Source organism: Pantoea allii (assembly GCF_046529425.1).
Taxonomy (GTDB): Bacteria; Pseudomonadota; Gammaproteobacteria; order Enterobacterales; family Enterobacteriaceae; genus Pantoea; species Pantoea allii.
Window position 1 is genome coordinate 580970 of sequence record NZ_CP125958.1, and the last position, 12573, is coordinate 593542.

14 protein-coding genes are annotated in these 12573 nt (G+C 53.8%); 7 read left to right on the forward strand and 7 right to left on the reverse strand.

All coding sequences use genetic code 11. The annotated features are described in order from the left end of the window. Positions 1–354 carry a gamma-glutamylcyclotransferase family protein gene (locus QNH99_RS02780; protein ID WP_063877394.1) on the forward strand — a complete coding sequence of 118 codons (354 nt, stop codon included), beginning with the start codon at positions 1–3 and terminating at the stop codon, positions 352–354. A 73-nt stretch (positions 355–427) separates the two neighbouring features. Here QNH99_RS02780 and ppa read toward each other — a convergent pair whose 3' ends face one another. The 3 genes from ppa to QNH99_RS02795 all read right to left on the reverse strand — a co-directional run bounded on the left by ppa (position 428) and on the right by QNH99_RS02795 (position 1979). Next, a complete protein-coding gene (gene ppa, locus QNH99_RS02785) occupies positions 428–958 on the reverse strand; it encodes an inorganic diphosphatase (protein ID WP_063877393.1) in 531 nt (176 codons plus the stop codon). Between the two features lie 100 nt (positions 959–1058). Beyond that, on the reverse strand, positions 1059–1508 hold the full coding sequence (locus QNH99_RS02790; protein ID WP_063881038.1) for a DUF441 domain-containing protein: 450 nt from the start codon (positions 1506–1508) through the stop codon (positions 1059–1061). Positions 1509–1568: 60 nt separating this feature from the next. Next, positions 1569–1979 (reverse strand): lysozyme inhibitor LprI family protein, encoded by a 411-nt coding sequence (locus QNH99_RS02795; RefSeq protein ID WP_063881037.1) that lies wholly within the window; start codon positions 1977–1979, stop codon positions 1569–1571. 176 nt (positions 1980–2155) lie between these two features. Here QNH99_RS02795 and QNH99_RS02800 point away from each other — a divergent pair, with 176 nt between their 5' ends. Then, on the forward strand, positions 2156–3715 hold the full coding sequence (locus QNH99_RS02800; protein ID WP_096011238.1) for a methyl-accepting chemotaxis protein: 1560 nt from the start codon (positions 2156–2158) through the stop codon (positions 3713–3715). Positions 3716–3749: 34 nt separating this feature from the next. On the opposite strand, the gene fbp is transcribed toward QNH99_RS02800, so the two are convergent. Continuing rightward, positions 3750–4757: a class 1 fructose-bisphosphatase gene (gene fbp / locus QNH99_RS02805; protein ID WP_063877391.1), complete on the reverse strand. Its 1008-nt coding sequence runs from the start codon at positions 4755–4757 to the stop codon at positions 3750–3752. Positions 4758–4924: 167 nt separating this feature from the next. Between fbp and mpl the strand changes: the two genes are divergently transcribed. Further along, positions 4925–6280, forward strand: coding sequence for a UDP-N-acetylmuramate:L-alanyl-gamma-D-glutamyl-meso-diaminopimelate ligase (gene mpl, locus QNH99_RS02810; RefSeq protein WP_063877390.1), 1356 nt, complete (start codon positions 4925–4927; stop codon positions 6278–6280). Between the two features lie 85 nt (positions 6281–6365). Here mpl and yjgA read toward each other — a convergent pair whose 3' ends face one another. After that, positions 6366–6911: a ribosome biogenesis factor YjgA gene (gene yjgA, locus QNH99_RS02815; protein ID WP_063877389.1), complete on the reverse strand. Its 546-nt coding sequence runs from the start codon at positions 6909–6911 to the stop codon at positions 6366–6368. Positions 6912–7024: 113 nt separating this feature from the next. On the opposite strand from yjgA, the gene pmbA reads away from it, so the two are divergent. Then, positions 7025–8365 (forward strand): metalloprotease PmbA, encoded by a 1341-nt coding sequence (gene pmbA / locus QNH99_RS02820; protein ID WP_096011237.1) that lies wholly within the window; start codon positions 7025–7027, stop codon positions 8363–8365. 94 nt (positions 8366–8459) lie between these two features. Next, positions 8460–8846 (forward strand): cytochrome b562, encoded by a 387-nt coding sequence (gene cybC / locus QNH99_RS02825; protein WP_063877387.1) that lies wholly within the window; start codon positions 8460–8462, stop codon positions 8844–8846. 37 nt (positions 8847–8883) lie between these two features. Here the strand turns inward: cybC and QNH99_RS02830 are convergent, their stop codons facing one another. Together QNH99_RS02830 and QNH99_RS02835 are read right to left on the reverse strand one after the other, a co-directional pair. After that, positions 8884–9681, reverse strand: coding sequence for a DeoR/GlpR family DNA-binding transcription regulator (locus tag QNH99_RS02830; protein WP_063877386.1), 798 nt, complete (start codon positions 9679–9681; stop codon positions 8884–8886). Positions 9682–9715: 34 nt separating this feature from the next. Next, positions 9716–10612, reverse strand: coding sequence for a sugar kinase (locus tag QNH99_RS02835; protein ID WP_283355853.1), 897 nt, complete (start codon positions 10610–10612; stop codon positions 9716–9718). A 166-nt stretch (positions 10613–10778) separates the two neighbouring features. Between QNH99_RS02835 and yihU the strand changes: the two genes are divergently transcribed. Further along, complete coding sequence (gene yihU, locus QNH99_RS02840) at positions 10779–11675, forward strand: sulfolactaldehyde 3-reductase (RefSeq protein WP_063877384.1); 897 nt, start codon at positions 10779–10781, stop codon at positions 11673–11675. Between the two features lie 22 nt (positions 11676–11697). Further along, complete coding sequence (gene yihT, locus QNH99_RS02845) at positions 11698–12573, forward strand: sulfofructosephosphate aldolase (protein ID WP_241568260.1); 876 nt, start codon at positions 11698–11700, stop codon at positions 12571–12573.

Sequence of the window (12573 nt, forward strand, 5' to 3'; positions counted from 1 at the left end):
ATGCGAATAATTGTCTATGGCAGTTTACGGCGCAAACAGGGAAACAGTCACTGGATGACACACGCGCAATGGTTGGGTGACCATCAGATTGAGGGCTATGAACTCTACAGTCTTGGTCACTATCCCGGCGTGGTTAATGGCGAAGGAAAGGTATATTGCGAAGTATACCGGATTGATGCCTCCATCCTCGCCGAGTTAGATGCGCTTCGTACTAAAGGTGGAGAATACAAACGTCATCTGATTCAGACGCCGTTCGGTAGCGCATGGCTTTATGTCTATCAACGTTCAGTCTCAGGACGCCAGCGTATCATGAGTGGTGACTGGCTGAAGCGTGATGAGGAGTCGAAAGCCTGAATAAAAACACCGTCCAGTTGGACGGTGTTTTTATCTGTTCAGCTGAGATGCATCACGCAGCCTGGAAACAGAATTACTTCTTAGCCGCGCGCTCGAAAGAAGAGATGATTTCGGCTTTTGCCGCTTCAGCGTTATCCCAGCCGTCAACCTTAACCCATTTGCCTTTTTCCAGATCTTTGTAGTGCTCAAAGAAGTGGGTGATCTGCGCACGCAGCAGTTCTGGCAGGTCGTTCACATCTTTAATGTGATCGTACTCTTTGGTGAGCTTGGTGTGCGGAACGGCAACCAGTTTGGCATCTTCACCTGACTCGTCGGTCATTTTCAACACGCCAACTGGGCGGCAACGGATGACTGAGCCTGGCTCCAGTGGGTACTGGGTTGGCACCAGCACGTCGACCGGATCACCATCCAGCGACAGGGTATGGTTGATGTAACCATAGTTGCACGGATAGAACATCGCAGTGGACATGAAGCGATCCACAAACAGGGCACCAGACTCTTTATCAACTTCATATTTGATCGGATCGGCATTGGCCGGGATCTCAATAATTACGTAGATATCTTCTGGCAGGTCTTTACCTGCTGGCACCTGGTTCAAACTCATCGGGTATTCCTTTAGTCGTCGTATGTTGAGTGTCGGTTATTATAGCCAACTGACTGTGAAAGTCCGCCCCCTTTTTGGCGTTTCAGAATGCTCCTCAACGCTATTTGGCGGTGATAAACAAGGAAACAATGCCCGCAGCAATCAGTGGCCCTACCGGGACGCCACGGAAAAACGCCACACCAATAACCGTCCCCATTAACAATCCGCCAATAACGGAAGGCTGTACGCTCATAAAACTCACGCCACGTCCGCCCAGCCAGGCGACAAAAATGCCCACCAGAATCGCCACAATCGACTGCCAGCTGGCAAAGGACTTCAGCAGGGATGACGCAGGCAGCGAACCGCTCGCCAGCGGTGCCATGACTGCCACCGTAAGAATGATAATGCCTAACGTAATGCCCTGTTTTTCCACGTAAGGAAAGAACTGCGCCAGCGGAGTCAGTTTAATGGCCAGCAGAATCAATATAGAAAGGGTTACGGCGGTGTTGTGAACAAAGTAACTCAGCACGGCAAGGCCGATTAAAATAAGCGTGGAGGCATAAGCAGCCATGATTTTTTCCTGCAGGTAAATGAAAACGTCGGCGAATAGCCAGTAACGAACTGACATTAATCAACAATCGTCGGGGTTAGCGCAACTGCCTTTGTTTAAAGATTGCAGCATCAGCGTTTGATCGCGCACCAGCGCAATGCCCTGTGTGCCGAGCGCAACGGACCCCAGCGTGCCCTGGGTGCTGAGCTGGCTGCGGCTGGCGGCCAGCCAGGCATCACGATAGCTGAGCCAGGCCCGCTGTGCCGCACGCAATTTATCCTTGGGTTCACCGCTTAATTTTTTCATCAGTAAACCGTACTGGGTGTTCATTTCCTTATCCCAGCCTTTCATGGCGCTGTCATTACACTGCACCATTGCAAGCGTAGTGCTGGCTTTATTAAGGCACTGATTTAGCTGAAGATCGATATCGGACTGCTGCGCGAATGCGCCTCCGCAGTTAACCACCAGCGCCAGTATTAACCCTCTCTTCATGCTTTTCCTCTTTGGCTTACCCACATAACCGGTCAGTTTCATTAACAGGTTAACGGTAATAGAGATGTTAATCATCTATTGACGTTAAAGTTTACCCAGGTCATTGCCGATACTTTCTCCGTTTAAGGGTTGTCGAAATTATTTCGCCTTTTACTACTCATACGGAAACGATCAAGATGAAACAGTTATCACTGCGCACGGGGTTGCTGGCGTTGCTGGCGTTCATGACACTGCTGCTGTTGGCGGTGAGTGTGATGGGCATTGTGGCAATTAATAAGGGGAATCGTTCGCTGGATGTGGTTAACCGCATTCAGGGGATTGAGTTAAACAGCTTGTATCAAAGTAATGCCGATTTAATGCGCGCACGTGCCAGTGCTGCGCTGGCAGTGCGTAAAATTGAGATTGGTTTACTGGATGAGGGAGCAAGCATCACCAAAACCGCGCAGGCGGATGTGGTGGCATCTCAACAGAATCTTAAGCGTTTTGTTGATGCCGGTACGGTGACTGCCGAAGGGAAGATTATGGCTGATGCGATTGCATCAAGCTATAAGGACTACCTTGATCAGGGCATCCTGCCGATGATGAAGGCGCTGGATAAACAGTACAACGATGAATACTACCAGTTGCTGGAAGGCAAACTGGAGCCGCTGTCAGTGAAATACAGCAATGCGGTAGAAACCTTCGGTAAAAAAGCCGATGAAATTACGCATGCGCAGTTGGCTGAAGCCCAGCGTAACGAAATCATGATGAAGGTGCTGATTGCCATCGCCGTGCTGCTGTCACTGCTGCTTCTGGTGCTGGCCTGGGTACTGTTACGCCGTATGCTGCTGACGCCGTTAAACAACGCGATTACTCACCTGGAGCAAATTGCGGCGGGCGATTTGTCCCAGGCCTTACCGCTGGCGGGCAATAATGAACTGGGCCGACTGAATAATGCGCTGGCAGGCATGCAGCACGCGCTGCGTGAATCGGTTAATCAGGTCCGTGAAGCCGGCCTGAAGATCGATATCGGCAGCCGTGAACTGGCGGCAGGCAACGTGCATCTTTCTCAACGTACGGAAGAGTCCGCTGCATCGCTGGAGCAAACGGCTGCCAGCATGGAGCAGTTGACGGCCACCGTCCGTCTCAACGCCAGCAACGCCCAACAGGCACATCAGCTGGCTAACGCCGTGTCTGACAGTGCCGATCGCGGTGCGGAAGTGGTGAATTACGTGATGGAAAAAATGCATGAAATCACCGACAGCGCTAACCGCATCGGCGATATCCTGAGCGTGATTGACGGCATTGCTTTCCAGACCAACATCCTTGCACTGAACGCGGCAGTTGAAGCGGCACGCGCCGGAGAACAGGGGCGCGGTTTTGCCGTCGTCGCCAACGAAGTCCGTACGCTGGCGCAACGCAGTGCCAGTGCAGCCAAAGAGATTCGTACGCTGATCAGCGACTCACAAACGCGGGTCAAAGAGGGCAGTGAAATGGCGACGCGCGCGGGCGAAACGATGGATGAGATCGCCGGTGAAGTCATGCGGGTTACGGCGCTGATGAAAGAGATTTCCATGGCCTCAGAAGAACAGAGTCGTGGTATCGATCAGGTCAATCATGCAGTGACGCAAATGGATGAAGCAGCGCAGCAGAACGCGGCGCTGGTGGAACAGGCAACCGCCGCGACCCATTCACTGGAGTCGCAGTCAGAGCAGTTACAGGCTGCGATGGCACAGTTCAGGCTACAGCAGTCGTAAACCAAAAAGGGCGCGAATATCGCGCCCTTCGTTTTTAGCCCTGACGGCAATCGGGGAACTCACCCAGGAAACGCTCCACGTCCTCTACCATGGCGGTGTTGCCACAGTAGAACGGACAACGCTGGTGCAATGTGACCGGTGGAATATCCAGAATACGGTTTTGACCATCGCTGGCTTTACCGCCAGCCTGCTCAGCCAGGAATGCCATTGGGTTGCACTCATACAGCAGGCGCAGTTTACCCTTAGGATGGCTGGCAGTGCTTGGATAGAGATAGATGCCGCCCTTCAGCAGGTTGCGGTGAAAATCCGCCACCAGAGAACCGATATAACGTGAGGTGTAAGGACGATGAGTCGCCACGTCCTCTTCCTGACAGAATTTCAGGTATTTTTTCACGCCCTGCGGGAAACGAATGTAGTTACCTTCGTTAATGGAGTAGGTATAACCCACGTCCGGATAGGTCATACGTTCATGGCTCAGGCAGAACACACCCAAAGACGGATCGTAAGTAAACGCGTGTACGCCACAACCGGTGGTGTACACCATCATGGTGGATGAGCCGTAAACCACGTAACCGGCGGCAACCTGCTTATTACCCGGCTGCATAAAGTCGGCTTCGACAACCGGCGTACCCGGTTCGCTAACGCGACGATAGATAGAGAAAATGGTGCCGACGGAGACGTTAACATCGATGTTCGACGACCCATCAAGCGGGTCCATCAAGACGACGTATTTACCGTTTTCTTCGCCTTCAAAGATCACAAACTCATCTTCTTCTTCAGAGGCGATACCGGCAACGATGCCACGTGCTTTCAGTGCTGCTTTGAGTTTTTCATTGGCGAACAGATCCAGTTTCATCTGCTGCTCACCCTGAATATTCTCAACGCCGCTGGCACCAAGAATATCGACCAGACCGGCTTTGTTAATATCACGGTGAATAATTTTAGCGCCCAGCTTAATGGCTGAGATAAGCGCCGTCAGTTCACCTGTGGCGTGCGGAAAGTCGTGTTGCTTCTCGACGATAAATTCGCCCAACGTTTTCATAACACATTCCCTGAATCATCGATGGAGTGGCAGCGGCATACTTAACTGCCCGTGGATGCGTACGCAGTTTAGCCGATTGAACTTTAAAAACCATAGTCCTAATCCGTTTCTTCCGTGTGCAAGCAAGGTTACACTGTGCGCCGAACTTTTGAGTTATGGACTTCGTTATGCGCATTCACATCCTTGGGATATGTGGCACTTTTATGGGCGGACTGGCCATGCTGGCCCGCTCGCTTGGCCATCAGGTGACAGGCTCAGATGCCAACGTCTATCCACCGATGAGCACCTTACTTGAGCAGCAAGGTATAGCATTAACAGAGGGTTACGACGCAAGTCAGCTTGATCCTGTACCGGACCTGGTCATTATCGGCAACGCCATGACGCGCGGGAATCCCTGTGTGGAAGCGGTGCTGGAACGTAATATTCCTTACCTCTCAGGCCCACAGTGGCTGCACGATTTTGTGCTGCGCGACCGTTGGGTGCTGGCCGTGGCGGGTACCCACGGTAAAACCACTACGGCAGGCATGGCAGCGTGGATTCTTGAGGCCTGTGGCCTGGAACCTGGCTTTATTATTGGTGGTGTGCCCGGCAACTTCGATGTTTCTGCAAAATTAGGAAAAAGCCCATTCTTTGTGATTGAGGCGGATGAATACGACTGCGCGTTTTTTGATAAGCGTTCCAAATTCGTCCATTACTGCCCCCGCACGCTGATCCTGAATAACCTGGAATTCGATCATGCCGATATTTTTGACGATCTGCGGGCGATCCAGAAACAGTTCCATCATCTGGTGCGCATTGTACCAGGCCAGGGCAAGATCCTGCTGCCAGAGCACGATCCTAATCTGAAACAGGTGATGGCAATGGGCTGCTGGAGTGAACAGGAACACGTCGGCGATGGCGGTCACTGGCAGGCGAAAAAACTGACCCCGGATGCATCACGCTGGGAAGTTCTGCTTGATGGCGAGAACGTTGGCGAAGTGAACTGGGCGCTGGTGGGCGAGCACAACATGCACAATGGCCTGATGGCCATTGCGGCAGCGCGCCACGTCGGCGTGAAGCCGGAAGACGCCAGCCAGGCGCTGGGCAGCTTTATCAATGCCCGTCGTCGCCTTGAACTGCGCGGTGAGGTAAACGGCATCAAAATTTATGATGACTTTGCCCACCATCCTACCGCGATTCTTGCCACGCTCAGCGCACTGCGCAGTAAAGTGGGCGGTACCGCGCGTATTCTGGCGGTACTGGAACCGCGTTCAAACACCATGAAAATGGGCGTGAATAAAAACGAGCTTGCGCCATCACTGGCACGCGCCGACGAAGTGTTCCTGTTCCAGCCGGGACATATTCCGTGGCAGGTGGCGGATGTTGCAGATGCCTGCATGCAGCCTGCTCACTGTAGCGCGGATATTGATACGCTGGTTGAGATGATCGCAAAAACGGCTCAGCCGGGGGATTCTGTGCTGGTCATGAGCAACGGGGGCTTTGGTGGGATTCATCAAAAGCTGCTGGATCGTCTGGATCGCTAATCGCTAGCGGATCATTTCCTCTCCCTCTGATGGGAGAAGAAAACCCTGCGGCTGGGCGTTGCTCAGCCGCAAATATCAGGAAAGGTCAGACGGTTTCTGCTAACTCACGCAGGTACTGAAAAATCTGACGGGCGGATTTCGGCGGCTTGTTGCCCGCTTTTTCCTTCTGCGCATTACGAATCATACTACGTAGCTGCTGGCGGTCCGCCTGCGGATAAAGGGCAATCACGTCTGTCATCGCCTCATCACCTTCATCAATCAGGCGATCGCGCAGCATTTCCAGTTTGTGAAACAGGGCGACCTGCTGATTATGGCGGTTCTTGAGTTTGTCGAGCGCAATGCGGATTGGCTCAACATCTATACTGCGCAACAGCTTACCGATGAGCTGTAACTGACGGCGGCGGCCTTCTTTCTTAATGCGCTGTGCCAGTTCAATCTCGTTACGTAAACGCTCATCCAGCGGGATTTTATCCAGCGAGTTTTTACCCAGGTCGACCAGTTCGGCACCCAGGCGTTTTAGCTCTTCCGCATCGCGTTTTATTTCGCTCTTACTAACCCAAATAATCTCTTCTTCGTCTTCTTCGTGATTATCGGGTACATCGTCGAGCCACTCATCAGGCTGCTTTGTCATATCTGGCTCCAAAAAAAAGAGGCTAATCCTACCAGTTTATCGGGTGACTGCGAAATTGTTCTCTGACTCTGATAGACTCAAATTATTCAACCATAAGATTAGACGGCAGGTCGATGAACGTATCAACTCAAGTTGCAGAACAGCGAAAAGCACTGGAACAGGCAATTGCACAGGCGCTTGAACTGGCAAAAGCAAGTACAGATGGCGCGGAAGTCGCGGTGAGCAAGACCACCGGTATCGGTGTGAGCACCCGCTACGGCGAAGTAGAAAACGTCGAATTCAACAGTGACGGCGCACTGGGCATCACCGTTTATCATCAAAACCGTAAAGGCAGTGCTTCATCGACCGATCTTAGCCCGGATGCGATTAAACGGACCGTGCAGGCGGCGATTGATATCGCACGTTACACGTCTCCCGATCCCTTTGCCGGACCGGCGGATGCCGAGTTGCTGGCCTATCAGGCTCCGGATCTTGACCTCTATCATCCGTGGGAGATCGATGCCGATTATGCCATCAAACTGGCGGCGCAGGCAGAGCAGGCGGCGTTGCAGGCAGACAAGCGCATCACCAATACCGAAGGCGGCAGCTTTAACAGTCACGTCGGTATCAAAGTGTTCGGCAACAGCCATGGCATGTTACAGAGCTACTGCTCCAGCCGCCATTCGCTGTCCAGCTGCGTGATTGCTGAGCAGAACGGCAATATGGAGCGTGACTATGCTTACACCATTGGTCGTGCCATCGAAGATTTAAAAAGCCCTGACTGGGTTGGTGCGGAATGCGCGCGTCGGACGCTGTCGCGCCTTGCGCCACGTAAGCTCGACACCATGAAAGCGCCGGTGATCTTTGCACCCGAAGTGGCGACCGGCCTGTTTGGGCATCTGGTCGGTGCCATCAGCGGCAGCAGCGTTTATCGCAAATCCACCTTTTTGCTGGATGCCATGGGCAAACAGATTCTGCCGGAATGGCTCACCATCCAGGAGCAGCCACACCTGTTAAAAGGATTAGCATCGACGCCGTTTGACAGCGAAGGCGTGCGTACTGAGGCTCGCGACATCATCAAAGATGGCGTGCTGCAGACCTGGTTGCTGACCAGCTATTCAGCGCGCAAGCTGGGCTTAACCAGCACCGGTCACGCGGGCGGTATTCACAACTGGCGCATCGCCGGTCAGGGACACAGCTTCAACGATCTGCTGAAGCAGATGGGAACCGGCCTGGTGGTGACCGAGTTGATGGGACAGGGCGTCAGCGCGATCACCGGTGACTATTCACGCGGCGCGGCGGGCTTCTGGGTTGAAAACGGTGAAATCCAGTATCCGGTAAGCGAAATTACCATTGCTGGCAACTTAGGCGACATGTGGCGAAACATCGTCACCGTGGGCGATGACATCGAAACCCGCAGCAATATTCAGTGCGGCTCGGTCTTACTCCCCGAAATGTATATTGCCGGACAGTAAAATCTCTTTTAAGTTGTTTATGCGATAGCAAGCGGAGGGCATCGACCCTCCGTTTTTTATAAAAAGCATTCCCACAATAAAAAGGAAGCTGAGCATGCGTAAAGAGCTTATGTCGTTGTTCGCTGTAGCCGTCTTATCCGTTAGCGTTACCGCCGGTGCTGCCTCTCTTGAGCACGATATGAAAGATATGTCGGGTATCTACAAGTCACTGGACGGGGCGAAAAGCGCCGATCAGCTGCACAAAATGTTGAGTGATTTGCGTGCCAAAGCCGAGGATGCCAAAAAAGGCACCCCGGATAAACTGGAAGGCAAAGCACCTGACAGCCCGGAAATGAAAGACTTCCATAAAGGCATGGATGACCTGATTGCCCAGATTGATAAAGCCGATGCACTGGCGAAGCAGGGCAAACTGGATGAAGCCAAAGCAGAAGCGCAAAAACTGGCTGCGATCCGTAACGAAAACCACAAGAAGTTCCGCTAACAATGTTGATAACCCCGGCGCGGCCGGGGTTAGTTATTCAGGCATCCTCATCGCCGCCTGGCGTAGCCTGGATGATTTCCACCTGATGGGCTTTCAGTAAATTTTGCAGGGCCGCTGCGGGCAGTTTATCCGTAAACAGCGCGGTCGCCTGCTTTATGCTGCCCATTTCTACTGCTGCCGAGGCCTGAAACTTGGTGTGGTCTGCCGCTAACAAAATATGTCGCGCGTGCGTCATCATGGTTTGCGCCACACAGGCTTCATTGACATCAAATTCCAGTAGCGCACCATCACTTTCAATCGCGCCCATGCTGGTGACCAGATAATCCGCGCGAAAACCGGCGACAAAAGCGGTGGTGACCGGGCCGATAATGCCACCGTTGTGCGGGCGCAGCGTGCCGCCCGGCACCATGACTTCAAACTGCGGGCATTTATACAGAATATGGGCAACCCGCAGGCTGTTGGTAATGATGCGCAGATGCTTGTGGTTCAACAGCGCCCGGGCGACGTGTTCAACCGTGGTGCCAATGGTGATAAATACCGTTGAGCCATCAGGAATATAGTCCGCAATCGCGTCAGCAATGGCGCGTTTTTCTTCCGTCTGCGAGACTTCCCGCTGTTCAAAAGCGGTATTCACTACGCTGGATGCACGCCCTGCGCCACCGTGATGGCGCGTGATTAATCCCTGATCGCTAAGCTTGCGAATATCACGGCGTACCGTTTGTGTGGAAACGTCCAGCAGTAAGGCAAGTTCATCAATATTCATGTAGCCACGTTCGGCGATCAGCCTGAGTAAACGATCGTGGCGGGGATTACCGGTTACGTCCGTAAGGATCATGGGTTGTTCTCTAAATACCACCATGGCTCACAGTTTATACATTAACTGACATAAAAGAACAGGTCTGATCATAATCCGGAATCCCCGCGCGTCCGCCCGGCCGGGTACATTTTAGTGCGGCCACCGCGCTGGCAAAACGTACCGCCTCGGCGACTGCGCCGTTCTGTGCCAGCCTGAAGGCCAGCGCGCCATGAAAGACATCACCCGCGCCGGTGGTATCGACCACCTTCACCTCGAAAGCCGGCTGATGCTGCAGCGTGCCAGCTTCCAGCCAGACACAGCCCTGCACGCCCTGCGTCACATAGACATGACCATTTGTGAGCAGTTGTGCTTTTTTCAACGCCGCCTTTTCTCCCTCCAGACCGGTAAGACGTTGCAGACCAGGAGCTGAAAATGCCGCATGATCGCTTAACGCCACCAGCTCACCTATGTCCTGCGGGGTGACATCCCCATCCAGAATCGTTGGGATGCCCTGTTGACGTGCCAGGATAAATGCGCGCTTTGCGCCCTGATGCCAGCGAACATCTGCCAGCACGGCATCCCATTGAGAAAAGTCGATTTTTGTTAACCAGTCTGCGCATTCCGGTAAGTCCGGGCTAGGGTAGTTGGCAATCATGCGTTCCCCTTCGGCATCCACAAGAATCGCGGATTGCGAAGAGCGGGCGGCTTCATAAATCTTTGTATAGCGGGTGTTTACGCCGTACTGATTTAATTCAGACAGCAGCCTTTTACCGGTGTCGTCGTCACCCACGCGACCAATAAAATCCACCTCTGCGCCCAGCTTTGCGGCAGCAACCGCCGCGGTTGCCGCCGGACCGCCGCCCACTTCCCGATAGTTGTTTGCCACATATTTTCCGCCCTGATGCGGCAACGTATCCAGATACCAAATGCGATCTAATACGGCGATCCCTACACAAGCAATACGTGTCATGACCCTTCCTCCCTTTTTTTCAGTGCTGTCATTTTAATTTCATCAAATGTTTTAAAAGTGACACCTGTCAATTTTTTGACCATAAATTACAAATATGATCGAAAACAGACAGTAAATATCATCCATGATGACAAAATATGACAATCACAGGGTTTGGGAGAGCGCTATGTCGGTAATTGCTTTTATTGGGTTGGGGCAAATGGGCGGGCCGATGGCAAGCAATCTGCTTAAGCAAGGCCATCAGCTCAACGTCTTTGATGTGGATCGTCAGGCGGTCGCGCGGCTGGCCGACAAGGGTGCCCGGGCGGCCGTCTCCGCAGCCGAGGCGGCAACAGGCGCCGAGTTTGCGATCACCATGCTGCCCAACGGCGACTTAGTGCGTGATGTGCTGTTTGGCGACCAGGGGATTTGCACCACGCTGTCACCCAATGCGCTGGTGATTGATATGTCGACGATCCATCCGCTGCAAACCGATCAGCTGATCGGCGAAATGACCGCTCGCGGTTTCAGCATGATGGATGTGCCCGTGGGGCGCACATCTGACCACGCAATAGCCGGAACGCTGCTGCTGCTGGCGGGCGGCACGCCACAACAGATTGAGCGGGCAAGGCCGGTGTTAATGGCGATGGGTGATGCGCTGATCCCCGCCGGCGGGCCTGGCATGGGGATTCGCGTCAAGCTGATCAACAACTACATGAGCATCGCGCTGAATGCGCTTTCTGCGGAAGCGGCGGTGCTATGTGAAGGGTTAGGACTGTCGTTTGACGTCGCGCTGCAGGTGATGAACGGCACGCCTGCGGGCAAAGGGCATTTCACCACGACCTGGCCCAACAAGGTCCTGAAAGGGGATTGTTCACCGGCCTTTATGATCGATCTGGCCCACAAGGACTTAGGGATTGCGCTGGATGTCGCCAACCAGCTGCATGTACCGATGCCGCTTGGCGCGGCCTCACGTGAAGTTTACAACCAGGCCCGCGCTGCCGGACGCGGACGCGAGGACTGGACCGCCATTCTCGAACATGTTCGCGCCAGCGCGGGCCTCACCACTTCCAACACATTGTGACGCTTACTCAGAGGAAAGAAGCATGACTCATTACACCCTTAACGATATCACCCGACCTTCAGGTGGTTTCGCCATGCTCGCAGTCGATCAGCGTGAGGCGATGCGTTTGATGTTCGCCGCCGCTGGCGCGTCACTTCCGGTCAGCGATCGCGTGCTGACCGAGTTTAAAGTCAATGCCGCCACTGTTTTATCGCCCTATGCCTCGGCGATCCTGGTCGATCAACAGTTTTGTTTTCAGCAAATCGTCGAACGGCAAGCGGTTGCCCCCGGCTGCGGCCTGATCGTCGCGGCAGATGAATTTATTCCAGGCAATGGCATCCCGGTAGACAGCGTGGTGATCGATAAAAACGTCGATCCGGCGGCGGTAAAGCGTGACGGCGCGAAGGCGCTCAAGCTGCTGGTGCTGTGGCGCAGTGATGAAGATCCGCAGCAGCGTCTTGACATGGTTAAGGCCTTCAACGCGCGCTGCCACAGCCATGGACTGCTCAGCATTATCGAACCGGTGGTGAGGCCGCCGCGTCGTGGCGATCGCTTTGATCGCGAGCAGGCGATCCTCGATGCCGCCACAGAATTAGGCAACAGCGGAGCGGATCTCTACAAGGTGGAAATGCCGCTGTTTGGCAAAGGCACACAGTCTGATCTGCTGGCGGCAGCGCAAAAGCTCAACGATCGGATCGCCATGCCGTGGGTCATCCTCTCGTCGGGCATTGATGAAAAATTGTTCCCGCGCGCCGTCCGGGTGGCCATGCAGGCGGGCGCATCGGGCTTCCTGGCCGGGCGTGCCGTCTGGTCTTCCGTCATCGGATTACCTGACACCGACCTGATGTTACGGGATGTCTCCGTCCCCAGGCTGCAACGGCTGGGCGAGATCGTAGATGAAATGATGGCTAAACGTTAA

Bases quoted from the DNA above. Each gene is read 5' to 3' on its own strand.
- yihT (WP_241568260.1), top strand. From the start codon at position 11,698: ATGACTCATTACACCCTTAACGATATCACCCGACCTTCAGGTGGTTTC.
- QNH99_RS02800 (WP_096011238.1), top strand. From the start codon at position 2,156: ATGAAACAGTTATCACTGCGCACGGGGTTGCTGGCGTTGCTGGCGTTC.
- pmbA (WP_096011237.1), top strand. From the start codon at position 7,025: ATGAACGTATCAACTCAAGTTGCAGAACAGCGAAAAGCACTGGAACAG.
- QNH99_RS02835 (WP_283355853.1), bottom strand. From the start codon at position 10,612: ATGACACGTATTGCTTGTGTAGGGATCGCCGTATTAGATCGCATTTGG.
- yihU (WP_063877384.1), top strand. From the start codon at position 10,779: ATGTCGGTAATTGCTTTTATTGGGTTGGGGCAAATGGGCGGGCCGATG.
- yjgA (WP_063877389.1), bottom strand. From the start codon at position 6,911: ATGACAAAGCAGCCTGATGAGTGGCTCGACGATGTACCCGATAATCAC.
- cybC (WP_063877387.1), top strand. From the start codon at position 8,460: ATGCGTAAAGAGCTTATGTCGTTGTTCGCTGTAGCCGTCTTATCCGTT.
- QNH99_RS02830 (WP_063877386.1), bottom strand. From the start codon at position 9,681: ATGATCCTTACGGACGTAACCGGTAATCCCCGCCACGATCGTTTACTC.
- QNH99_RS02780 (WP_063877394.1), top strand. From the start codon at position 1: ATGCGAATAATTGTCTATGGCAGTTTACGGCGCAAACAGGGAAACAGT.
- fbp (WP_063877391.1), bottom strand. From the start codon at position 4,757: ATGAAAACGTTGGGCGAATTTATCGTCGAGAAGCAACACGACTTTCCG.
- QNH99_RS02790 (WP_063881038.1), bottom strand. From the start codon at position 1,508: ATGGCTGCTTATGCCTCCACGCTTATTTTAATCGGCCTTGCCGTGCTG.
- mpl (WP_063877390.1), top strand. From the start codon at position 4,925: ATGCGCATTCACATCCTTGGGATATGTGGCACTTTTATGGGCGGACTG.
- ppa (WP_063877393.1), bottom strand. From the start codon at position 958: ATGAGTTTGAACCAGGTGCCAGCAGGTAAAGACCTGCCAGAAGATATC.
- QNH99_RS02795 (WP_063881037.1), bottom strand. From the start codon at position 1,979: ATGAAGAGAGGGTTAATACTGGCGCTGGTGGTTAACTGCGGAGGCGCA.